At 51.9% G+C, this 23,327-nt stretch carries 20 protein-coding genes, 1 tRNA gene and 1 other RNA gene; 15 read left to right on the plus strand and 7 right to left on the minus strand.

Features of this window, described 5'->3' with window-relative positions; all coding sequences use genetic code 11:
- The first annotated feature begins 3 nt into the window (after window positions 1-3).
- The 11 genes from SPM24T3_RS20190 (at window position 4) to SPM24T3_RS20240 (ending at window position 10,989) form a co-directional block, all read left to right on the plus strand.
- Window positions 4-79 (plus strand) — tRNA-Lys (locus tag SPM24T3_RS20190).
- Window positions 80-156: 77 nt separating this feature from the next.
- Window positions 157-282: non-coding RNA, RtT sRNA (locus SPM24T3_RS24895), on the plus strand.
- A gap of 2,475 nt (window positions 283-2,757) precedes the next feature.
- Entirely contained in the window at window positions 2,758-3,531 is a 774-nt protein-coding gene (locus SPM24T3_RS20200; RefSeq protein WP_009638674.1) for a glutamine amidotransferase, read from the plus strand.
- Window positions 3,532-3,550: 19 nt separating this feature from the next.
- Window positions 3,551-4,324: an ATP-binding cassette domain-containing protein gene (locus SPM24T3_RS20205; RefSeq protein WP_009638675.1), complete on the plus strand. Its 774-nt coding sequence runs from the start codon at window positions 3,551-3,553 to the stop codon at window positions 4,322-4,324.
- A 32-nt stretch (window positions 4,325-4,356) separates the two neighbouring features.
- Window positions 4,357-5,361: an autoinducer 2 ABC transporter substrate-binding protein gene (locus SPM24T3_RS20210; protein ID WP_009638676.1), complete on the plus strand. Its 1,005-nt coding sequence runs from the start codon at window positions 4,357-4,359 to the stop codon at window positions 5,359-5,361.
- A 70-nt stretch (window positions 5,362-5,431) separates the two neighbouring features.
- On the plus strand, window positions 5,432-6,415 hold the full coding sequence (locus SPM24T3_RS20215) for an ABC transporter permease (protein WP_009638677.1): 984 nt from the start codon (window positions 5,432-5,434) through the stop codon (window positions 6,413-6,415).
- A complete protein-coding gene (locus SPM24T3_RS20220) occupies window positions 6,412-7,401 on the plus strand; it encodes an ABC transporter permease (protein WP_009638678.1) in 990 nt (329 codons plus the stop codon). The genes SPM24T3_RS20215 and SPM24T3_RS20220 overlap by 4 nt, the downstream gene beginning before the upstream one ends.
- The gene (locus SPM24T3_RS20225; protein ID WP_009638679.1) at window positions 7,401-8,714 is read left to right on the plus strand and encodes a M20 family metallopeptidase; all 1,314 of its coding nucleotides are present in this window, start codon (window positions 7,401-7,403) and stop codon (window positions 8,712-8,714) included. The genes SPM24T3_RS20220 and SPM24T3_RS20225 overlap by 1 nt, the downstream gene beginning before the upstream one ends.
- A 285-nt stretch (window positions 8,715-8,999) precedes the next feature.
- A complete protein-coding gene (locus tag SPM24T3_RS20230) occupies window positions 9,000-9,608 on the plus strand; it encodes a helix-turn-helix transcriptional regulator (RefSeq protein WP_009638680.1) in 609 nt (202 codons plus the stop codon).
- Window positions 9,609-9,678: 70 nt separating this feature from the next.
- Window positions 9,679-10,455: a queuosine precursor transporter gene (locus SPM24T3_RS20235; protein WP_237713124.1), complete on the plus strand. Its 777-nt coding sequence runs from the start codon at window positions 9,679-9,681 to the stop codon at window positions 10,453-10,455.
- 249 nt (window positions 10,456-10,704) lie between these two features.
- Window positions 10,705-10,989, plus strand: coding sequence for a helix-turn-helix transcriptional regulator (locus SPM24T3_RS20240; protein WP_009638682.1), 285 nt, complete (start codon window positions 10,705-10,707; stop codon window positions 10,987-10,989).
- Window positions 10,990-11,060: 71 nt separating this feature from the next.
- Here the strand turns inward: SPM24T3_RS20240 and eutC are convergent, their stop codons facing one another.
- Genes eutC through eat form a run of 3 tightly spaced genes read right to left on the minus strand, consistent with a single transcriptional unit; the run spans window position 11,061 to window position 14,672 of the window.
- Window positions 11,061-11,822 carry an ethanolamine ammonia-lyase subunit EutC gene (eutC, locus tag SPM24T3_RS20245; RefSeq protein WP_009638683.1) on the minus strand — a complete coding sequence of 254 codons (762 nt, stop codon included), beginning with the start codon at window positions 11,820-11,822 and terminating at the stop codon, window positions 11,061-11,063.
- Between the two features lie 31 nt (window positions 11,823-11,853).
- Window positions 11,854-13,242, minus strand: coding sequence for an ethanolamine ammonia-lyase subunit EutB (locus SPM24T3_RS20250; RefSeq protein WP_009638684.1), 1,389 nt, complete (start codon window positions 13,240-13,242; stop codon window positions 11,854-11,856).
- A gap of 20 nt (window positions 13,243-13,262) precedes the next feature.
- Window positions 13,263-14,672: an ethanolamine permease gene (gene eat, locus SPM24T3_RS20255; RefSeq protein WP_009638685.1), complete on the minus strand. Its 1,410-nt coding sequence runs from the start codon at window positions 14,670-14,672 to the stop codon at window positions 13,263-13,265.
- Between the two features lie 286 nt (window positions 14,673-14,958).
- Here eat and SPM24T3_RS20260 point away from each other — a divergent pair, with 286 nt between their 5' ends.
- The gene (locus tag SPM24T3_RS20260) at window positions 14,959-15,504 is read left to right on the plus strand and encodes a nucleotidyltransferase family protein (protein WP_009638686.1); all 546 of its coding nucleotides are present in this window, start codon (window positions 14,959-14,961) and stop codon (window positions 15,502-15,504) included.
- Window positions 15,505-15,510: 6 nt separating this feature from the next.
- Here the strand turns inward: SPM24T3_RS20260 and SPM24T3_RS20265 are convergent, their stop codons facing one another.
- Complete coding sequence (locus SPM24T3_RS20265) at window positions 15,511-16,440, minus strand: LysR family transcriptional regulator (protein WP_009638688.1); 930 nt, start codon at window positions 16,438-16,440, stop codon at window positions 15,511-15,513.
- Window positions 16,441-16,544: 104 nt separating this feature from the next.
- Between SPM24T3_RS20265 and SPM24T3_RS20270 the strand changes: the two genes are divergently transcribed.
- Window positions 16,545-17,564, plus strand: coding sequence for a bile acid:sodium symporter family protein (locus SPM24T3_RS20270; protein WP_192807965.1), 1,020 nt, complete (start codon window positions 16,545-16,547; stop codon window positions 17,562-17,564).
- 84 nt (window positions 17,565-17,648) lie between these two features.
- Here SPM24T3_RS20270 and SPM24T3_RS20275 read toward each other — a convergent pair whose 3' ends face one another.
- From SPM24T3_RS20275 to zipA, 3 genes are all read right to left on the minus strand, one after another.
- Window positions 17,649-17,885: a DUF3820 family protein gene (locus tag SPM24T3_RS20275; RefSeq protein WP_009638691.1), complete on the minus strand. Its 237-nt coding sequence runs from the start codon at window positions 17,883-17,885 to the stop codon at window positions 17,649-17,651.
- Window positions 17,886-17,930: 45 nt separating this feature from the next.
- Complete coding sequence (gene ligA / locus SPM24T3_RS20280) at window positions 17,931-19,955, minus strand: NAD-dependent DNA ligase LigA (protein ID WP_009638692.1); 2,025 nt, start codon at window positions 19,953-19,955, stop codon at window positions 17,931-17,933.
- 92 nt (window positions 19,956-20,047) lie between these two features.
- Window positions 20,048-21,085 (minus strand): cell division protein ZipA, encoded by a 1,038-nt coding sequence (gene zipA / locus SPM24T3_RS20285; RefSeq protein ID WP_009638693.1) that lies wholly within the window; start codon window positions 21,083-21,085, stop codon window positions 20,048-20,050.
- 238 nt (window positions 21,086-21,323) lie between these two features.
- Here zipA and cysZ point away from each other — a divergent pair, with 238 nt between their 5' ends.
- Window positions 21,324-22,082 carry a sulfate transporter CysZ gene (cysZ, locus tag SPM24T3_RS20290; RefSeq protein ID WP_009638694.1) on the plus strand — a complete coding sequence of 253 codons (759 nt, stop codon included), beginning with the start codon at window positions 21,324-21,326 and terminating at the stop codon, window positions 22,080-22,082.
- Window positions 22,083-22,237: 155 nt separating this feature from the next.
- Entirely contained in the window at window positions 22,238-23,203 is a 966-nt protein-coding gene (gene cysK, locus SPM24T3_RS20295; protein ID WP_009638695.1) for a cysteine synthase A, read from the plus strand.
- The last annotated feature ends 124 nt before the right edge of the window (window positions 23,204-23,327 follow it).

A 23,327-nucleotide genomic window follows, 5' to 3' on the forward strand; every position in this document is an offset into this window, starting at 1 on the left:
AGTGGGCCGTTAGCTCAGTTGGTAGAGCAGTTGACTTTTAATCAATTGGTCGCAGGTTCGAATCCCGCACGGCCCACCACTTAGTAAGAAAAAAGCGCCTAACGGGCGTTTTTTGCGTTTCAGCGCCACTCAAAATTTTAGCATTTCAAAAGCTGCAGATTCCCCTGGCCGTGTGGGTGAGAAGCTGCGCACAGGTTCGAGCCGAGCGAAGCGAGACGACAATGCGCAAGCGTTGCCCGCAGGGTGAGGCCGAAGGCCGAATCAATCCCGCACGGCCCACCACTTAGTAAGAAAAAAGCGCCTAACGGGCGTTTTTTGCGTTTCAGCGCCACTAAAAATTTTAGCATTTCAAAAGCTGCAGATGCCGTCATATCCTTCTATTTTTAATTTCATTTTACTTCAATAGCATGCGCTTCGCTTACTGGGCTGCGGCCCAGACCGCCTCAAGGGTGGCCCTTGGGCCGCCACCCTTAAGAATCCCGGGCCCTTGTCGCCGTTGAATAAAACGGTTCTCAAGTTTGTAGCCCTTTCCAGTTACTCCTGTGTGTGGCGCGTTGCCGCGTGGCTCCGCCATTCCTTCGCTCGGTCAGGAGCCAAAAACGTCTCCCTCCTCTCACTCAGCGCCGTCACGGAGTGCGCCAATATTAGCCCCTAGGGAAAACCGCTCCCTCCTTTTTCAAATAAAACTCACAACGGCAAAGGAAAAATAACGGGTAAGGGCGATGGATTTTTGACTTTATGCTGGATGGAAAGTTTTTGGACCTAAGCTTAGGTTGCCGATTTTTCTTTAATAGCCCTGATTGGCGGCCTCGGGGCGGCGCTGAGTGAGGGAGAAAGACGTTTTTGGCTTTCGAACGAACGAAGGGACCGCGCAGCGGCGCGACCAACGCCACACACGGTGGCAACTGAAACAAACTCATCGTCTGGTGCCGTACAGGCAAACGACACCCAAAGGGCGCGGAGATGCAAGAGGGCTCGCCCCGGAGACCTCTTGCCCGGTTCCGGCGCGGCTGGTTAAATATCCATTGAAATTATTGAACCGGAAAAAATGCTCGGAGTTTGATGGCCTTAAAAGTTGCTCGCGACCAACGCCACACTTGATGCTGCGCGCGGCCTTTAGCTTAACTTCAAATTCAACTTCAACTTCATGCGCTTCGCTTACTGGGCTGCGGCCCAGACCGCCTCAAGGGTGGCCCTTGGGCCGCCACCCTTAAGAATCCCTGGCCCTTGTCGCCGTTGAATAAAACGGTTCTCAAGTTTGTAGCTCTTTCCAGTCACTCCTGTGTGTGGCGCGTTGCCGCGTGGCCCCGCCATTCCTTCGCTCGGTCAGGAGCCAAAAACGTCTCCCTCCTCTCACTCAGCGCCGTCACGGAGTGCGCCATTAATAGCTCCTAGGGAAAACCGCTCCCTCCTTTTTCAAATAAAACTCACAACGGCAAAGGAAAAATAATTAGTAAGGGCGACGGATTTTTGACTTTATGCCGGATGGAAAGTTTTTGGACCTAAGGTCAGGTTGCCGATTTTTCTTTAATAGCCCTGATTGGCGGCCTCGGGGCGGCGCTGAGGGAGGGAGAAAGACGTTTTTGGCTTTCGAACGAACGAGGGGACCGCGCAGCGGCGCGACCAACGCCACACACGTTGGTAACTGAAACGAACTCATCGTCTGGTGCCGTACAAGTAAACGACACCAAAGGGCGCGGAGATGCAAGAGGGCTCGCCCTGGAGACCTCTTGCCCGGTTCCGGCACTGCCGGTTAAATATCCATTGAAATTATTGAACCGGAAAAAATGCTCGGAGTTTGATGGCCTTGAAAGTTGCTCGCGTCCAACGCTACGCTTAATGCTGCGCATGGCTTAACTTCAAATTCAACTTCATGCGCTTCGCTTACTGGGCTGCGGCCCAGACCGCCTCAAGGGTGGCCCTTGGGCCGCCACCCTTAAGAATCCCGGGCCCTTGTCGCCGTTGAATAAAACGGTTCTCAAGTTTGTAGCTCTTTACAGTCACTCCTCTGTGTGGCGCGTTGCCGCGTGGCTCCGCCATTCCTTCGCTCGGTCAGGAGCCAAAAACGTCTCCCTCCTCTCATTCAGCGCCGTCACGGAGTGCGCCAATATTAGCCCCTAGGGAAAACCGCTCCCTCCTTTTTTAAATAAAACTCACAACGGCAAAGGAAAAATAACGGGTAAGGGCGATGGATTTTTGACTTTATGCCGGATGGAAAGTTTTTGGACCTCAGCTTAGGTTGCCGATTTTTCTTCAATAGCCCTGATTGGCGGCCTCGGGGCGGCGCTGAGGGAGGGAGAAAGACGCTTTTGGCTTTCGAACGAACGAAGGGACCGCGCAGCGGCGCGACCAACGCCACACTCGGTGGCAACTGAAACGAACTCATCGTCTGGTGCCGTACAGGCAACGACACCCAAAGGGCGCGGAGATGCAAGAGGGCACGGCCTAAGCCAAATCCCCCCTCACCTTCTTTAAAAGTTTTAAGCAGGTTTTTCCAAAAACCGCCCCCTCGACCATAAGATAATCCTGTCGCAAAAATCCCCTTTCACCTAACCTTCATACAATTGACTTATATTTCGCCACATTGCACATATTTCAATCACTAAACCGCTTTACTAAACCGGTTTACTTTGATATCAAAGGGTCATCAGCCGTTGAGATATTTGAGGATCGATCACGATCCACCCCCCATTTTAAATCGCAGCATCCCTCTTTTAAATCCCGGGGGCAAGAGCAAGCCCCGTTCAGGAGAGCAGCATGAGCAAACGCGTATTGTTGTTAGGTGAAAGCTGGGTCAGTTCAGCGACCCATTATAAAGGATTCGATCAGTTTGGCAGTGTGACCTTCCATTTAGGTGCCGAACCTCTGGTCAAAGCGCTGGAAAATACTGAATTTGAGCTGACTTACATACCGGCTCATGAAGTGGTCGAGAAACTGCCCTTTGACCTCCAAGGTCTGAAAGAATACGACGCGATTATTTTGTCTGATATTGGCGCTAACTCCTTGCTGCTGCCGCCTGCCGTGTGGATGCACAGCAAACCCATGCCTAACCGCCTGAAACTCTTACGTCAATGGACCGCAGAAGGCGGTGGTCTGATGATGATTGGCGGATATTTCTCCTTCCAGGGCATCGACGGCAAGGCTCGTTGGCGCAATACGCCGGTCGAAGATGCGCTGCCTGTGACCTGCCTGCCTTATGACGATCGTCTGGAGATCCCCGAGGGATTCTCGGCCAAGATTGTTGCCGCGAAAGATCATCCAATTTTGCAAGGCATTGATGGCGAATGGCCTCTGCTACTTGGCGCTAATGAAGTATTGCTTAAAGACGGTGCCGAGGTGCTAGCCACTCTTCCTGACGAGGAAGGCGGGCATCCGCTGCTGGTAAGCGGTGCCTATGGTGAGGGTCGTTCGCTGGTCTGGACCTCTGACATCGGCCCGCACTGGGTGCCGGGAGAATTTATCGAGTGGCCGGGCTATGACCAGCTGTGGAAAAACTGCCTGAGCTGGCTCACCCGTTTAGAGTCCAAATGATAATCAGGGGCGCCGTGCGATGAATCAACCCTACATTCAGGCTAAACATATCAGCAAACGCTTCGGCGCACTGACCGCGCTCAATGATATCAACATTGATATCTATGCCGGAGAAGTGCTGGCACTGCTGGGTGATAACGGTGCCGGAAAATCGACCTTCACCAAAGTGTTGGCAGGAGCCTATCCCGCCACGCAGGGTGAATTGCTGGTCGCAGGCAGGCCGGTGATATTTTCCTCGCCAAAGGAAGCCGCCGACTGTGGTATTGCTACCATTTTTCAGGAACTTGCGCTGTCTGAAAATTTGTCGATAGCAGAAAACGTATTCCTTGGCAGAGAGTTGAAACGCCGCTTTCTTGGCATTCCTTTTTTACGCCAGCAGGCGATGCAAACTCGTGTCGCCGAGTTACTGCAAGAACTTGAAGCGCACATTAGCGATCCGCAAGCCCCGGTTGGCAGCCTCTCGGGCGGGCAACGGCAAGCGGTGGCGATTTGCCGCGCGCTGAATCTCAATGCACGGCTGGTTATCATGGATGAGCCCACGGCAGCTCTGGCGGTAGCCGAAACGCGCAAGGTATTGTCCCTGACCCGAAAACTGGCCGAACGCGGCTGCGCAGTCGTATTGATAAGCCACAACATTTCCGACGTATTTGAGGTCGCCGATCGCATGGTCGTGTTCCGCCGTGGCAGGAAAATCGCCGAACGCCGTCGTTCAGAAACCACACCCGAAGAAATTGTCTCGTTAATTACGGGCGCTCATCCCGACGCGCGAGCGTTCGATGCTGTCACTGTTTAGCCGCGTTAATCCTTTATCGATGGTGGAACCCTATGCTCAAGACTTCAAAGCTAGTAAAGACGCTTGCAGTAACATTGGTCGCCTCTACCCTGCTGGTCTCGGGGACTGCAACGACCTGGGCCGCAGACAAACCGAAAGTTGCATTCGTGCCGCAAATCATCGGTATTCCCTATTTCAAGGCGATGCAGGACGGCGGTGAGCGCGCGGCCAAGGCCTTTGGCGTCGATTTTATCTATTCCGGTCCGGTTGATACCAACCCCATGGATCAGCTGCAAATTGTACAGAATCTGATAGCCCAAGGGGTCAACGCGATTTCGGTCAGCGTGCTCGATGCCTCGAGCATTGCTCCCGTGGTCGCTCAGGCGAAAGCCAAAAACATCAAACTTTTTACCAGTGACAGTGATGCACCTGACAGCGGCCGTGCGGTTTATGTCGCTCAGGCAACCGACCAGGGATTGGGTGAAACCATGATTGACCAGATGGTCCAGCGCGTAGGCGATCACGCCACCATCGGTATTGTCTCGGGTGAAGCCACCGCCTCTAACCTCAACGCGTGGATCGGTTTTATGCAAAAACGCGTCAAGGAAAAATATCCACACGTCGTGCTGCTTAAGCCACAGTTTGCCGGTGGCACCGCCAGTCGTGCGGCGCAGATCTCTACCGATCTGATGTCATCGCATCCCGATCTTAAAGGCATCATTGCGGTCGCCTCGACGACTTGCCCTGGCGTTGCTCAGGCTATCGAAACGGCGGGCAAGATTGGCAAAGTGGTCGGCAGCGGATATTGCAGTCCGAATACCGCCCGCAGTTACCTGAAAAGCGGATCGTTTGGCTTCACGGTGCTGTGGGACCCGGAAAAACTCGGCTACCTGACCGTTTGGGCCGGTAAGCAACTCATTGATGGCAAAGCTTTCTCTGCTGAAAACACGGTTCCGGGCCTAGACCAATCGGTTAAATACGATGCAAAAACCGGCATTTTGCTGCTTGGCGCACCGGCGGTGTTCACGGCTAAAAATGTCGATCAGTTTCATTTCTGATCTGGCTCATGAAGTTTGACTCAACGGAGAGCACAGCGCCGTGGCAATTCCATTGACCCTAAAATCGATAATGTCGTTTTCCGCGCGCGAAATCACGCTGGCCTCCGTCTGCCTGTTGGCGATAGTTATTTTTAGCCTGGCATCGCCCTATTTTGCGACCGCCGACAACCTCACCACCGTGCTGCGCAACAGTGTTGAGCTGCTGCTGATTGGTCTTGGCATGACGCTGCTGCTGGCGATGGGTGGCGTCGATGTTTCGGTCGGCGTGGTGATGGGGCTGGCGGCAATTGTCGTCGGGCAACTGCTGAACACCACGCTAGATCCGACACTCACTGCCTTGGCTGGTCCGGCGATTGGTATTATCGCCGGGTTGATTACCGCAAGCGTGGTAGTGCTCGGCAAGATCCCTTCAATTGTCGGTACTTTAGGGCTGTACGGCGTTTATCGCACGGCGGTATTTGCCCTGCTTGGCGGTCAATGGCTTTCAGGTCTGCCAGCCACTCTCACTCAGCGGCTCGAAAGCCACTTTATTGGCTTGCCGGTGACCGCCTGGGTGATCATTTTGGCTTATCTGCTGGTATGGCTGGCCCTGCGCCGCACGCCATTTGGGCCGCATCTGCTGGCTATCGGGCATTCTGCCGACAAGGCCAGGTTGTCAGGTATTGCGGTGACGCGCGTGCGTTTTGCCACCTTTATCATCAGTGGCGCACTCTGTGGTCTCGCCGCTACTTTTTACGTCGCCACTTATCGCAACGTCGAAATGACGGTCGGCAGTACGCTGGCATTGGAAGCGATCGCCGCCGTGGTTTTAGGCGGCACCGGAATTATGGGCGGACAATGCAGCCTGCTCGGCACGGTACTCGGGGTATTTTTGCTGCGCATCCTGCAAAACGGTCTGCTGTTAATCGGCGTGCCTTCTTTGTGGCAAACGGTAGTCACTGGCGCGTTGCTGCTGGCAGTGCTGATTGCCGAGGTAGTCGCCGGTCGTTTGAAATTTCACCCGTGGCTGACGCGCCCAAAAGCGGTTTCCGTTAGCGGGAGGCGATCCTCGTGACCTTATCCCACTCCTTTAGCCTGCTGCGCTGGTGCCAGCGAAACCTGGTGCTGAGCATTCTTGCCAGCCTGTGGATCCTGTTGGCCATCGTGGTGCTCATCGCCCAGCCTTCGATACTTTCTGGCTCCACGCTGAGCAGTATTTTGCAATTTGCTACCTTGCTGGCTCTGGTCTCGCTCGGACAGGCGCTAGTGGTGCTGTGCGGCGGTGCCGGTATCGATCTCTCGGTGGGCGGCAATGTCTCGCTGTCAGCTATCGTGGGCATAATGAGTCTGCAATACGGCGTTCCATCGGCGCTTTTGCCGCTGGTTTGTCTGCTTTGCGGCGGACTTCTCGGCGCGTTGAACGGGCTATTAGTCGCCAAACTGCGTATTTATCCGCTGATTGTCACCCTCGGCACCTTTTATCTGTACTCCGGTTTGGCGCTGTGCCTCACCGACGGCGCGGCGCAGTCTGGCGTACCTGGCTGGGCGCTGCCGTGGGGTCGAGGCATGCTGGGCGATATTCCGCTGCCATTCTTGACGCTGGTTGTTCCTGCGTTTGTGATTGTCGCGGTGATCCTGTCTTACACCAGCTGGGGTCGCTGGATTTACGCGATGGGCTTCAACGAAAACTCGGCGCGTCTGGTCGGCATTCCGGTCGATAAAGTTCGCATTTTGCTCTACAGCCTGTGTGGCCTTCTGGCGGGTGCTGCCGGCTTTGTTTCTCTTTCCTGGCTGGGCAGCGGCCGCCCTGATGCAGGCGTCAATCTTGAACTCGAATCGCTGACCGCCGCGCTGCTGGGGGGTATCGCCATTTTTGGAGGCAAGGGTGGCGTCAGCGGCGTCTTTGCCGCCGTACTGCTGCTGGTGGCGTTGAAAACCAGCATGTTGCAGTTTGGCATCAATAGCGTCTGGCAGGTTGGCGTAGTGGGTATTCTGCTCATCGCCGTACTGCTTGCCGACCGTCTCTCATCACGCGTTTCGCAAATTAACGGAGCCCGATAATGTCTCTTTCAGAAAAGATTTCAGCGCACATTGAAGCCAACTCACAGCGCATTGTCGATACGCTGTGTGACATCTTGTCATTCCCCTCTATTGTGCTGGTTGACCCAACACAGGCAGGGCCAGGCGAACGCGACTGCCAGCTGTATCTGCAAAAACGACTGGAGTCTCTGGGCATGACTACCGATCTCTGGGACCCAGATGGTCCGGCATTGTATGAAAAATATAAAGGCCGTCCGGGGGCCAACAAAGGCCGTACTTTTGAAGGTCGCCCTAACCTTGGCGGCACCTTAAAAGGCAGCGGTGGCGGCAAATCGATCATGCTAACCGGCCATATTGACGTGGTTCCACCCGGCGCTCGCGCGCACTGGAACACAGACCCTTTCGCTCCAGAAGTTATTGACCAGCAAGTGTTTGGGCGCGGCGCAGTGGATATGAAAGGCGGCGTAGCCTGCATGCTGATGGCGGTCGAGTTTTTGCAAGAACTGGGGATTAACCTGTCTGGCGACGTCGTTTTCACCACCGTGGTCGATGAGGAAATTGGCGGCATGGGTTCGCTGGCGATGGTTGACCGGGGATTCAAGGCCGATGCCGGGATCATGACCGAACCCAGCGCCAATCGCATTGCGCCACTGTGTCACGGTATCCTGTGGGGGAAAATTCTGGTCAACGGCGTTGGCGGTCACGCCGAGCTGATGCCGAATTCGTGGTACAGCACCGGGCCGGTAGACGCCGTGCAGCTGTGTCGCCAGATTATGGACGGCATCGATATTATTAACCGCCGCTGGCAATTCGATCCCAAAAAGAATCACCCGCTAATGGAAATGCCGAACATGATTCTGGTGACTCAGCTTAAAGTCGGCGAGCACGCCTCTTCAACGGCAGGATACGGCGAAATCGTGATTGACGTGCAATATCTGCCGTCCGAGAAAGACGAGTTCGGCCTCGGCGGTCACGTGAAGCGGGAAGTGGAGGAGCATCTGGCGAATATCTGTCAGGCTGATCCCTATTTACGCCAGCATCCGGCCACCATCGAATGGATTTTAGATGCCGACTGCGCCGAAATTCCGGCTGACCATCCGTTCGTGCAGACTTTTCAGCAAGCAGTGATTGAGGCCGATCTCTCCCCTGCACTCTCAGGATTTGGCGCGCACAGTGACATTGGTTTGCCGACTGGTTTGGGAAACACGCCAACGGTGAACTTTGGGCCAGGCGATCCGGCACAGTCCCACCAGCCAAACGAACGTGTATCGATAAGCGACCTGGTAAGCTGCACCAAGGCAATCGCTATAGCGGTCGAGAAATGGTGCCGGTGACATGAGTTTTTTTGCCTTTTAGATGTAGAGCAAATATCTTCACGGATGTAAGCCTGTGAAGATATTTGCCAAGCCGTTAGTTTTCCATTCGAATTCGAAAGCCTATCATCACGGTTCAATTTCCCTCCTCAAAACTCCTTCTATTAAAATATAAAAGTTATATTGATAGAAAATAAATATAATCCATCACCATGAAATTCTATTTTAATATATCAAGCTAATATCTTTGCCCGTCACTTGTAAATGTGCCAACCTATGGCTTTAACATTTACAAGGATGGTCTAAGTGTATAAAAAACAGAAGTTAGAAGTTATTCAAAAAAACATAAAATACTTATTAACTTCGCGTGGTAAGACTCGGGTATCATTATGTGATCGAACAGGATTAAACAGAACAACAATTTATAATATTTTGGATGGTAGAGTTCTTAATATTCACAAATCAACAATCCAAAAGGTTTCTGACTTCTTTGGCGTTTCTTATAAAGAGATTGAAAACCTTGATTTGGCCGAACGGGAGCATATTGATACCCTAGTTTCTTCATCGGGCAACATGAACCCTTGCGCTGTACCGCTTTTTTTACAATCTGAATGCATATCTATGAGATTTTATTATGAAAAAATAGGCTTACTCGTCTCAGAGCAAAATCTAACATTTTACTTTGGTCATGGCCCAAATGTCATAGGCATCATATTAGAGAGTGACATCCCCGAAAAATACAATTCAGGGGACTTACTGATAATCAAAAGAGGCAATATACATCGGCACTTGCAGCCTCTGTGTTATGAAATAAAAACCAACCAGTTCTCAGTTAAAAACGGCAGATTTGAGGATACCCCGGAATTGTTAATGATTGGCGAAATTATTGAAGAGCGATATAATTATGGGAAATAAATATAAATTGCTTGGTTTTAATCGAGCAGATCACTCAGCGAACATCCTGATATCGCAATCCGGCAAGTTTATGAAAATAGACATTAAAGAACTGGAAAAAAGTGAAATAATCGATGAATTATCTATCCATGAGATAAAATCGGTTTATCGTAAAATTTACTCCAGCGGTAGCGACACAACGTCGGTTTATGAGTACGAGGATCGCAATGAAAAATCGTGGATGCTCTATGCAGTACTAGTACTGTTATTAAGCATTTTCTACATTTTCAGCAACCTTTCGGCAGCAAAACCTGTTTACATCGAATCATTCGATTTAATTGTTACGCCGGGAACTTTTATCTATCCTTTTTCTTTTCTGGTTATAGACCTGTTAAGCGAATTCTATGGGTTAAAACTGGCCAGGCGTGCGATTTATCTATCGCTATTTTCAAATTTGACTATCGTTTTACTGCTGAGTATCTCAACCATGCTGCCGATCATCCCCAGTTGGGGATTGAATAATGCCTATGACTCGCTAATCTCTCAGGTATTATCAGCGGTACTCGCCTCCTCGTTATCCTTCTTCTTGTCAGAGTATGTAAATTCATACGTCCTATGCAAAATCAAAAGGATGACTAATTCCAGATATTTATTTATCCGAATATTTTTCAGTACACTAACGGCGGCAATAATAGACAGTTTCGTTTTCTGCCTTGTCGCTTTCTACGGAAAATTAAGCACTGAAGAAATCATTAAAATGGCGGTGGTACAAATTATAATCAAGTTTGGTTATGCATTTTTTAACGTATTTCCCGCTTACCTGTCTCGTTATTACTTTAATCGCTACTTTATCAAGAATGACGCATAGCTAATAGTGGGGGCTAGTCCCCCATCTGTAATTTTGGTATCTGAAAAACTCGATTTCGTCACACTTGCAATAATCCCCCCCTGTTTAATATGGCTACATCGTTTTTTAAAAGTCACCATCCATTAAAATTAATGTTGATTATCATATTAATTCAGCGTATTAATTACCCTTATCAAAAAAGTCATTACAATAAATTAAATTCAAAAATCAACGAATAGATATAATTAAATAGGCAAGGGAATACCTACTATGATCAAATTCTCAAAACCTGACTGGGATAGAGAGGATATTATGGCCGCAGTAAGAAAAGCCAAAAAATCCTTATCCGCTCTTTCACGAGAGCACGGACTTGCTTCAAGCACATTAAGTAATGCCTTACAAAGACCTTGGCCAAAAGGGGAGAAAATTATTGCAAACTCCATAGGTTTGGAACCTGAAAACATTTGGCCTAGTCGATACCTAGTGATAACCATTCAAAAAGTATTATTAACTAACAGTCCGGTTAAAAGGAATATTTTAAGAAGCGTCAAATGATCTGCAAATATTGTCGTGTTCTTTAGATTTATTTTTAACCATTAGTCATTACTTACAGTACCGTAATGACTTTATTCCAGCCGAACCCGACCCTGTAATGCCGGATTATCGCTTTCATCTTTAAGATTAACGCCTGAGAGCTGGCGGTGAAATGCCTGTTCCAACAACCAGGCGAGCTTGAACGCTGCCTGAGGATAGTCAAGTCCTTCGGGTCGAACGTTAGAGATACAGTTGCGCTCCGACTCCATGCGGCGTGTGTGCGGCCCCCAGGTCATATAAATCCCCAAACTGTCCGGTGATGAAAGCCCCGGCCGTTCGCCAATCAGAATGGCAACCGCTTTAGCTTTCATAATTTCAGCAATGTCATCACCCAGCGCGACCCTCGACTGATGGGCAAGGATCACCGGTCCCAGCTTGAGATCTAACTGCCCGAGATACGGCAATAGTGCCTTAATCAACGGTACAGCCTGTCGGTGTACAGCTTTCGAAGAGAGTCCATCAGCCACTACCAGAACCAAATCGGCCACCTCAATCGGCAGTGACTGCAAAAACTCACGGCTATCCTGGGAAAGCTTGCGCCCCAGGTCAGGTCGGCAAAGGTATGTCGCGCGATCGGCCGCCGCGCTGTCTACACGCAACGTTTTTAGCCCCAACTCGTGCAACTCCGGCTCCAGCTCTTCGCTGTTAAAAGGTTGATGGACCGCATCGCGAGCCTGTGCATGCGCCAGTCCAAAACGCAGCACTTCATCGGTTGGCAAACTGGCACCCGTGCGGCCCAAAGCAATACGGGCAGCGGTAAACTGGCGCAGAGTTTCCCACGGGTTGGGATGCACTGAAGAGCATTTTTATCCCCTTCCTTGCTCATTATCGACCTCCCAACTGCGGCAACTGGCTCAGTAACGGATGTGAAGCGCGAGTCTCACGCAGCCTGCCGTCGCCGTCTATAATCTTCATTTTCTCGAGCCATGCCGCAAATTCAGGCGCATGTTTTAGTCCCAGCAACTCGCGGATATATAATGCGTCGTGAAAGGAGGTGCTCTGGTAGTTCAGCATGATGTCATCGGCACCCGGTACGCCAATCAGGAAGGTTAAACCCGCCGCGCCGAGCAGGGTCAAGAGTGTGTCCATATCGTCCTGATCGGCTTGTGCATGGTTGGTATAGCAGACGTCGCAACCCAGAGGCACGCCGAGCAGTTTGCCGCAGAAATGGTCCTCGAGCCCGGCGCGAATTATCTGCTTGCCGTCATACAGATATTCGGGGCCGATAAACCCGACCACCGTGTTGACCAGCAAAGGTGAAAATCGGCGGGCAATAGCGTAGGCGCGCGCCTCGCAGGTTTGCTGATCGACACCAAAATGGGCATTGGCCGAAAGACAGCTGCCCTGCCCGGTTTCGAAATACATGACGTTATCGCCCAAAGTACCGCGTTTGAGGCTCAGCGCTGCCTGCTGCGCCTCTTCAAGCAGTGCCAGATTGATGCCGAAACCGCTGTTGGCTGCTTCACTACCGGCAATCGACTGAAAGACTAAATCTACCGGTGCGCCGCGTTCCACCAGCCGAATAGTGTTAGTAACGTGAGTCAGAATGCAGGACTGGGTCGGGATCTCAAAACGGCTGATCACGTCATCGAGCATATAATTGAGATTTTCGAGCAGCGGCAGGCTGTCGCTGGCCGGATTGATGCCGATAACCGCATCCCCCGAGCCGTAAAGCAGCCCGTCGAACATGCTGGCCGCGATGCCCTGCAAGTTGTCGGTCGGGTGGTTAGGCTGCAGGCGCACGCTCATATGACCCGGCAAGCCGATTGTATTGCGAAAACGAGTAATCACCCGGCATTTTTTGGCTACCAGAATCAGGTCCTGATTGCGCATCAGTTTACTGACCGCCGCGGCCATTTCAGGGGTAATGCCCTTGGCGACTGTAGCCAGCACTGCCGAGTCGGTGGTTTCACTCAACAGCCAGTCACGAAAGTCGCCAACGGTAAGGTGTGAGATTGTCGTAAACGCAACGGCGTCGTGACTGTCGATGATAAGGCGTGTGACTTCATCCTGCTCATAAGGGATCAGCATCTGTTGCAGAAATAATTTTAGCGGCACCTCGGCCAATGCCATTTTCGCCGCCATACGCTCTTCCGCGCTGTCGGCGGCGACGTCGGCAAGATAGTCACCGGAACGCGCCGGTGACGCCTTGGCCATCAGTTCGCGCAAATCACGAAACTGGTAGCTGCGATGGCTTAATGTCGTCTGGAACATAACACTCCCTGGAAAGCCCGTTATTTACCGCTTTTCACCGGAGCCGGTTTCAGGCTGCCAAGTTGCGGATCATGATCGGCATCGCTGCGCGCCTGGTGGGTCAGCCTGAACCAGGCGTAGGCCAGCAGCATCATGGCGGCAAAAATCATAAACAGTAAGGTGTTGTAGTAAATCATCGCCCCGAGGCAAACAACCGCCAGCACCAACGCCAATGCCGGTGCAAAAGGATAAAACGGCGCACGGAAAGGACGTATCAGCTTCGGCTCGCTGCGGCGCAGTTTAAACAGCGCCGCCATAGAGATGATATACATAACAATTGCGCCGAATACCGACATGGTCACAATATTGGCGGTCAAAGGTTGCCCGCCGATGACAATTAGCTGATCCGAGAAAATCGCGGCGATCCCGACTACGCCGCCGGCAATAATCCCCAGATGTGGAGTCTGGAAGCGGGCGTTAACCGTGGCGAGTTTTTTGGGCAGATATCCGGCTCGCGCCAGTGCAAAAATCTGCCGTGAATAGCCCATAATAATACCGTGGAACGAGGCGATCAGGCCAAACAATCCTAGCCAGACCAGCATGTGCAGCCAACCACTGTTATTGCCGACAATCAGTTTCATCGCCTGAGGTAAAGGGTCGTTAATGTTGGCAAGCTTGCTCCAGTCGCCCACGCCACCGGCAAACAGCATCACACCGAGCGCCAACACCGTTAGAGTCAGAATGCCGCCGATAAACGCCTTGGGAATGGTAGTCTGTGGATCTTTCGCCTCTTCAGCGGCCATCGATGCCCCTTCGATGGCTAAAAAGAACCAGATGGCAAACGGGATGGCGGCGAAAATGCCAGAGAATGCCGCCGGGCTGAAGCTGTCGCTACCGGCCCAGCCATGGTGAGTAAAATTAGCCATGCTAAAACCGGGCGCAACCACGCCCATAAATACCAGCAGCTCAAAAATAGCCAGTAGCGTAACCAGTAGCTCAAAGGTTGCTGCGATGCTGACACCAATAATGTTGAGCCCCATAAAGACAATGTAAGCACCCACGGCCACCCATCGCGGGTCAATGGCCGGGAATTGAACGTTGAGATAAGCACCGATCGCCATCGCAATCGCGGGGGGTGCGAAGACAAATTCGACTAATGTAGCGAAACCGGCAATAAAGCCGCCTGTAGGTCCGAAGGCGCGGTAGGCATAGGCAAAAGGCCCACCGGCGTGTGGAATTGAGGTCGTCAGTTCGGTAAAGCTGAAGATAAACGCGCAATACATGGCGGCAATCACCAGTGCGGTAATCAGAAAGCCCAGGGTTCCGGCCTGCGCCCAGCCATAGCTCCAGCCGAAATATTCACCGGAAATGACTAGCCCTACGGCAATGCCCCATAAATGGAAACTGCCTAACGTGCGTTTTAAAACCGGTGCAACTTTTGTTTTCTGCATAACCGAGTCCCCTGCCAGTGGATGTATCACTGCATTGCAAACCTATCATCAGGTCTTGCAAGGGCTGTACCAACTGCGCAAAATTAGCCTTATCTGGATAACGGCTGATTTAAATCGTTAAACAACTTCAGGGCTGAATGCCACTGCCTCATTTTGGCGCGCGGCCTTGATAACCCGGTCTTAAAAGGTGCGTCAGACCCGTTATCGTTATTCGGTACGGCTCGATTTATTAAAGGACGAGCAAAGGTCTGCCAGGATAAAAATGGCTTAATACTCGGAGGTAATGATGAGTCAGCAGCAAATATTTGAATGGATTAAACAAGATGCGCTGCGCATGCGGGCACTGTATGAAGCACAAAAGCTGGGCCTTGAAGACTGGTGCCTGGCGGCAGGATTTGTCCGTAATTTGGTGTGGGACCGCTTGCACCAGCGCTCCGATAATTCGCCGCTGAATGATATAGATGTCGTGTATTTTAATTCACAGGATTTAAGCCCTGAAACCGATCGCCAGTATGAGAAACAGCTCGAAACTCTCGCTCCCGACTTGCCTTGGTCGGTGAAGAATCAGGCCAGAATGCATTTGAAATACAGTCGCGAACCTTACACTTCGACCTGCGATGCTATGAGTTATTGGGTCGAAATCGAGACCGCCGTCGGCGTTCGTCTCAATGCTGACAATCAGTTGGAGCTGGTTGCGCCGCTGGGTATTGATAGCCTGTTTACTTTTACCATCAGCGCCAATCCAAAGCACGGCATCCCTGAGGTTTTGCAGCAGCGCGCGCGTGATAAACGCTGGACTGAGCGCTGGCCGCAGTTGGCAATCAAGCTTTGATATTGGTTAAGCTTTGAAATCCAATCCAAAAACTTTGCGCTTCTCCGTAAGAAGCTGCGCCTGCTGTTTGACGACCTCCCAAATGGCCAGGGCGGCGGGCGTCAATGAGCGATTTTTACGTTTCACCAGCATCAACGCTCGATTCACCTCGGGCACCAGCGGGCGGATCACCAACTTGCTGCCAGAAGGAAGGGGCAGCGCCAGCGCGGGCAGAACGCTAATGCCGATACCTGCTTCGACCATCGGAAACAGTGTCGCTGGATGACCTATTTCCTGCACGACGAGAGTTTTTACAGAGAAATCTGCCAGCGCCTTGTCGATAAGCTGGCGGCTACCGGAAGAGTAATCTTGCAGGACCAGTCGCGCATCGTCCAGACTGGTCCACGGCACCGCCTCCATCGCCGCAAACGGGTTGTCTTGATGGCACAGCAGCAGGAAAGGTTCGTGCAGAATCACCTCGGTGTCCAGATCGTTGCTGTAACCGGGGTCGATCACGATGCCAAAATCCACCTCGGCATTGCGCACGCTGTTCAGCACCAGCTGTTGTGATTGATCCCTGAGTAAAATCTGAATATCAGGGAAAATATCGGCGCTGCTGGCGATACACTGCGGCATCAGATGAGCTGAAATTGTTTGGCTGGAGGCAATCCTCACTCGTCCGTTTTGCTCTGTGCCGAAGCTGCGGGTATCGAGCAGCATTGCATGCAGTTCATCCAGCAAGGGTTCGACACGGTTTGCGAGACGACGTCCGGCATCGGTTAGCGCCACCTCACGGGTGGTTCGGTCGAGCAGCCGCACGCCCATCTCACTCTCCAACTCTTTGATACTATGACTTATACCTGACTGGCTGAGGCCTATCACCTCGCCGGTACGGCTAAAGCTGCCATAACGCGCCACGGCGATAAAAACCTTGAGTTGCTTGAGAGAATAATTCATGAATCGGATTCATTAATGGATTAGATAAATCAATTTTATAATTTTAACTGAAACAGTCAAAATAGCGCTATTACTTACAAATTATTGAGACAGCTATGAAAGCCCTGCGTTTTTTGCCTGATACCTTTACCCTGATGTTGGTCGCTACCGTGTTGCTGGCGACGTTCGTCCCGGCACGAGGTATTTATATCACTGCCTTCAATGACCTGACGATTTTCGCCATCGGCCTCCTGTTCTTTATGCACGGCGCCAAGCTATCGCGCGCGGCGATCCTTGAAGGCAGTAACAACTGGCGTCTGCATCTTTGGGTGATGTTCAGCACCTTTATTTTGTTCCCAATTCTGGGCCTGCTGTTCCAGTGGTGGCATCCGGTTGACGTCAGCCCGCAGATATATTCTGGCTTCCTGTACCTCTGTGTCTTGCCCGCGACGGTTCAGTCTGCAATCGCCTTTACCTCGATGGCCGGGGGCAATGTGGCGGCAGCGGTGTGCAGCGCATCGGCTTCAAGCCTGTTGGGGATTTTCGTTTCGCCTCTGCTGGTCAGCGTATTGATGCACGTTCAGGGCGACACAGGTAACGGCCTGGAGCAGATGTGGCACATCATCCTGCAACTGCTGGTTCCTTTCCTGGCGGGTCACCTGCTGCGTCCGGTTATTGGCAAATTCGTGGATAAACACAAGAAGATGATCGGCAAAACCGACAGAACCTCGATTTTGCTGGTGGTTTACACTGCGTTCAGCGAAGCGGTCACTCAGGGTATCTGGCATAAAGTTGGGCTGGGTACCTTCGCGTTTATCGTGATCGTCTGCATCATTTTGGTGGCGATTGTCATCATCTTTAACACCTACATGGCGCGCTGGATGGGCTTCTCGAAAGCAGATGAAATCACCATCGTGTTCTGCGGTTCAAAGAAAAGCCTGGCTAACGGTATTCCGCTGGCAAATATTCTGTTCCCGGTAAGTGCGATTGGCATGATGGTGCTGCCGCTGATGATTTTCCATCAGGTACAGCTGATGATCTGCGCCGTGCTGGCAAAGCGCTATCACAATAAGCAGCTGAAGTTGCAAAACGATGAAGCACAGCAGGCTGAAGGTGGCGCGAAAGTTCAGGCTAAATTGAATTAACTCTCTGATTCAAATTAAAAAAGCCGATCATTAAACTGATCGGCTTTTTCGTGGAATGACTACGGTTTAATCAATACCCAACGTTTATTCGCTGTGCGGGTTGTTGCCGCCGCGCCTCAGGGGTGTCAGTAAATCCTGTAGTCCCTCAATTTTTATCGCCAGCGCCATTTCCATCAGCATGCCAAGCTTGCCCTCGGGGAATTCTCCCTTGCGAGCAAACCATAACAAATACTCTTCCGGCAGGTCGATCAGTACCCTGCCCTGATATTTGCCAAACGGCATAACAGTGTTGGCGATTTCAATTAAATTTTCTTTTTCCATAAATTGCCCTCATTACTACCCAACGTCATTGAAGTCGCTGCCGCTTCAAGTACTTTGGGGATCGCCTAAGAGGCGGATCATTTCCTCTTCGTCGATCACCGGAATACCCAGTTCCAACGCTTTGGCCAGCTTGGATCCCGCGGCCTCACCGGCGATCACCATGTCGGTTTTCTTCGACACACTGCCAGTCACCTTCGCGCCAAGTGCCGTCAGGCGATCTTTGGCTTCGTCGCGTGAAAGAATCGATAGCGAACCGGTCAGTACCAGCACCTTGCCGGCAAACGGGCTGTCAATTTCTTCAGCCACAATCACCTGCGGCGCAGGCCAGCGCACGAAGTTAAGCAGATCGTCGATCACTTCTTTGTTGTGATCTTCGCCGAGAAAATTGACAACATGTTTGGCCACCACATCACCGACATCCTGCACCTTTTTCAGGGACTCAACATCGGCTTCACGCAATGCATCAATAGTGCGGTAGTGCGCCGCCAGGTTTGCCGCCGTAGCTTCACCGACTTCACGAATACCCAGCGCGTAAAGGAAACGCGCAAAAGTGGTATCTCTGGATTTCTCCAACGCCGCCGCCAGATTTTGCGCCGACTTCGGCCCCATGCGATCCAGCCCGGTCATGATCCCGGCTGTTAAGCGGAATAAATCGGCCGGATTTTTGACGTACTCTTTTTCCACCAGCTGGTCGATAATTTTATCGCCCATGCCGTCAACATCCAGCGCGCGACGGGAAACGAAATGCTTCAACGCCTCTTTACGCTGTGCGCCACAGAAGAGTCCGCCAGTGCAACGCGCGACAGCCTCGCCCTCGACACGTTCGACGTCGGAATGGCATACCGGGCATTGGGTCGGGAATACCACTTCGCGCGCATCTTCAGGCCGCTGGTCTTCAATCACCCCAACCACCTGCGGAATAACGTCTCCGGCGCGGCGTACTATTACCGTGTCGCCAATGCGCAATCCCAGCCGCTCAATCTCATCGGCGTTGTGCAAAGTAGCATTGCTGACCATGACTCCTGCGACCAAAACCGGCTCCAGGCGTGCAACCGGAGTTATCGCGCCTGTGCGCCCGACCTGGAATTCAACGTCTTTCACCAGCGTGATTTGCTCTTGCGCCGGGAATTTAAACGCCGTCGCCCAACGCGGAGCTCGGGCCACAAAGCCCAGCGTTTCCTGAGTTTCCAGCGAATCGATTTTTACCACTACGCCGTCGATATCAAACCCGAGGTGGACGCGATCCTGTTCAACCTGACGATAGAATGCCAACACTTCACTGCTGCCGGTACAGACTTTGACCCGCTCGCTGACCGGCAATCCCCAAGCCTTAAACTGCTGTAAACGCTGGAAATGGCTGGCTGGCAGTGTGCCGCCCTCCAGCGCGCCAACGCCGTAGCAGAAGAAGGTCAGAGGACGTTTGGCGGTAATCCGCGGGTCCAGCTGGCGCAGTGAACCGGCAGCGGCGTTACGTGGATTGGCAAACACTTTACCTCCGGTACGTCGCGCCTCTTCATTTAGCGCTTCAAACCCCGGCTGCGGCATAAATACTTCGCCACGAACTTCAAGGCGAGCGGGGATATTGTCACCGGTCAAACGCAGCGGAATAGCCCGAATGGTGCGCACATTCATGGTGATATTCTCACCCGTGGTGCCATCGCCGCGCGTCGCAGCCTGCACCAGCTCACCGTTTTCGTACAGCAGGCTAACCGCCAGCCCGTCGAGTTTCAGCTCGCAGCAGAAGGTCAGTTCGGTAGAAACTTTAAGACGATCTTTGACGCGTTTATAGAAAGCCAGGAAGCTCTCTTCATCAAACACGTTGTCCAACGAAAGCATGGGTACCTGATGGCGCACCTGATCAAAAGCTGAAAGCGGCGCTGCGCCGACACGTTGGGTAGGAGAGTCTGGGGTAACGAGATCGGGATTTTTTTCTTCGAGTTCGCGCAGGTCGCGCATCAGGCGGTCATATTCGGCGTCTGGAACTTCGGGGGCATCCAGCACGTGATACTGGTATTCATGGTGGCGCAGCTTGGTGCGCAGATCGTCTATTTGTTGTTGAATTGTAGCCATGGCTCACCATCTTAATGATAAAAAACCCCCGACATGCGGGGGTTAGTAAGATTTAGGCAGATTGTAACGCATACTGTTGCTTGAGCGAAGAACTAGGCGGTAGCTTCCAGCACTTCACGGATACGCGCTTTGTAGGACTCAAGCTTCTGCGGCGTGATCATACGACGCTCGTCATCCCAAACTACGGCACCAACGTCGTCAGCAATACGCTGGGCAGACTGGAGCAACAGTTTGAAATTCTGATGAGCATCGCCGAAGCAAGGCACCATCATAAACAGCGTAATACCCGGCGTTGAGAAATCAGACATATTCTCAGGGTCGAATGATCCCGGTTTCACCATGTTAGCCAGGCTGAACAGCACAGGACCGCTGCCCGCAGGACTGACGTGGCGATGGAAAATATTCATCGCACCAAACTGGAAACCGGCCTGCAGCACGCTTTGCAGCAGTACTTCTCCGCCAATTACCCCACCCTGATGAGCCGCAACGTGCAGCACCAGAACGGTTTCTTTCAGTTTCTCTTTCACCGGCTCGGGCTCAGGCTCGGCAGGTGCGAAAGGCTGTGGTTCGGCGCGAGCGGCTGGCGCAGCGTCAGCATGAATTTCAGCTGGCGGCACCGGCGCGATATGCTCACGAGCAGGCTGAGCAACAGGCTCGGCGTAAGCTTCGTGATGCGGTGCGTTTACCGGCTCGGCAGCGGAGTAACCGCCAAGCAGAGGATCGTCATGCAGCGGCTGCTGAACCGGCGCCTGTGGAGGCACGGGTCTTTGCTGCGGCGCATGCTGAACCGGCTGCTGATGCGCAGGTTGCTGCTGAGTAGGCTGAGGCTGCACAGGTGCCTGCGATGCGCGCTTGGGTTCGGCGTGCATCGGGACAAAACTTTCAGCTTCGTCATAGCTACCCATAGACGGCTCGTCATGTGAGTGGGACGCACGCACGCGCACTTCTCCCACCCCATCAACGAAATCTTCGCTCGGGGTTTGCTCTCGTTCTTTTTTCACTCGTTTAGCTGGACGATCGCGAAAAAGCGAAGAGCGTTCTTTACGGCTGGTCCACAAACCGTGCAATAACAACGCTATTATGGCGATCGCACCAACAACGATTAATATCAGACGCAAGTCCTGCATCATTGCTATCTCTGTTGTTCTTTACCCATAAGGTAATTATTCATTGCCAACGCGGCAAACATTCACCTATCTAACTCTATTTGGCTGAGTTGATAAGTGCAAGTCTGGACACTGTTTTATGCTAATAAACATGAATGTTGCATTCTTTTTGAACACTTTTCATCCAACAAGTGCCTAGTCAGTGCAAAATCATATCGATATGATAGCCCAGCCTATTCAATTGAGAGAGAAAATTTCTTTTATGCCGTCATCTGATGTCAATGGAGTGCATTATTTTGCCCAGGGTTGGAAGTTGATCTCTCTTCCCGGTATCCGCCGATTTGTGGTGATCCCGCTGCTGGTAAACATTTTACTGATGGGCGGCGCTTTTTGGTGGCTGTTCACCAAGATGGGTCAGTGGATCCCGGCCCTGATGAATCACGTGCCCGCATGGCTACGCTGGCTGGATTATTTGATTTGGCCGATAGCCGTGATTTCTGTGCTACTGGTGTTCAGCTTCTTTTTCAGCACGATTGCCAACCTGATTGCCGCACCTTTTAGTGGACTGCTGGCGGAACAGCTGGAAGCTCGCCTCACCGGCAAGGTTATTCCCGATGCCGGTATCTGGGGCATCATGAAAGACCTGCCGCGCATCATGAAACGCGAGATGCAGAAGCTCGGATACTACATTCCACGTGCGCTGCTACTGCTGCTACTGCATTTTATACCCGGCGTCGGACAAACGCTGGCTCCGGTGTTATGGTTTTTCTTTAGCGCCTGGATGCTGGCGATTCAGTATTGCGACTACCCTTTCGATAACCACAAAGTCAGCTTCGCCGATATGCGCCGCTCGATGGGCCGCCATAAGGTCGATAACCTGCAGTTTGGTTCATTGGTCAGCGTGTTTACGCTGGTGCCAGTGCTCAATTTGCTGATCTTGCCGGTAGCCGTTTGTGGTGCTACCGCAATGTGGGTTGACCGTTACCGCCATGTTCATTTGCCCGAATCAGGCAGGCGCTAAGGGTTTTGTACTAGAATCAAAACATATTTCATATTCACATATCATATACTAATTCTTTACTTCACTAGGGGAGACGTTCAAGTATGCTTTTTACGTTTTCCTCTTAATTTCATAAAATTATCCTCAAAAGAATTCGACACAAGGTAGGAAAGGCTATGAGCAAGATCTATGATGACAATTCATTAACAATCGGCCATACGCCGCTGGTTCGCCTGAATCGTATTGGCAATGGCCGTATACTGGCTAAAGTCGAGTCACGCAATCCAAGCTTCAGTGTAAAAGACCGTATTGGCGCAAGTATGATTTGGGAAGCCGAGAAAAGCGGCATTCTGACCAAGGACATCGAACTGGTTGAACCTACCAGTGGCAATACCGGTATTGCACTGGCCTTTGTAGCCGCCGCGCGCGGATACAAGCTGACCCTGACCATGCCTGAAACCATGAGCGTGGAACGCCGTAAGCTGCTGAAAGCTCTGGGTGCCAATCTGGTACTGACTGAAGGCGCAAAAGGCATGAAAGGCGCTATTGCCAAAGCTGAAGAAATTCAGGCCAGCGATCCTAAGCGTTACCTCATCTTGCAGCAGTTCAGCAACCCGGCCAACCCGGCAATCCACGAAAAAACGACTGGCCCTGAAATTTGGGAAGATACCGACGGCGCGGTTGACGTGCTGATCGCGGGCGTTGGTACGGGCGGAACGATTACCGGTACCGGCCGTTACCTGAAAAGTAAAAAAAGCAGCGTAAAACTGGTTGCCGTTGAGCCAGTCGATTCACCGGTTATTACCCAAACGCTGGCAGGCCAGGAAGTGAAGCCGGGCCCGCACAAGATTCAGGGTATCGGTGCAGGTTTCATTCCAGGCAACCTGGACTTGGAATTGCTGGACCGCGTCGAGCTGATTTCCAATGACGACTCCATTTCCTACGCACGTCGCCTGATGGAAGAAGAAGGCATTCTGGCCGGTATTTCTTCCGGTGCGGCCGTTGCTGCCGCGGTGAAACTTTTGGAGGATCCAGAGTACGCTGACAAGACTATCGTGGTGATTCTGCCTTCTTCCGGCGAACGCTATTTAAGTACCGCATTGTTTGCAGATTTGTTTACAGAAAAAGAATTGCAACAATAATGCCACCCCGCCTCAAATGAACAAAAAAGCACCTTTATAGGTGCTTTTTTGTGGTCTGCATCAAAGTTTAGTGCACTTCGTGATTGATTTTAGCAGCAAGGTTTAGTATTTAACCCATCAATTA

This window comes from Serratia sp. M24T3, assembly GCF_000257645.1.
Taxonomy (GTDB): domain Bacteria; phylum Pseudomonadota; class Gammaproteobacteria; order Enterobacterales; family Enterobacteriaceae; genus Rouxiella.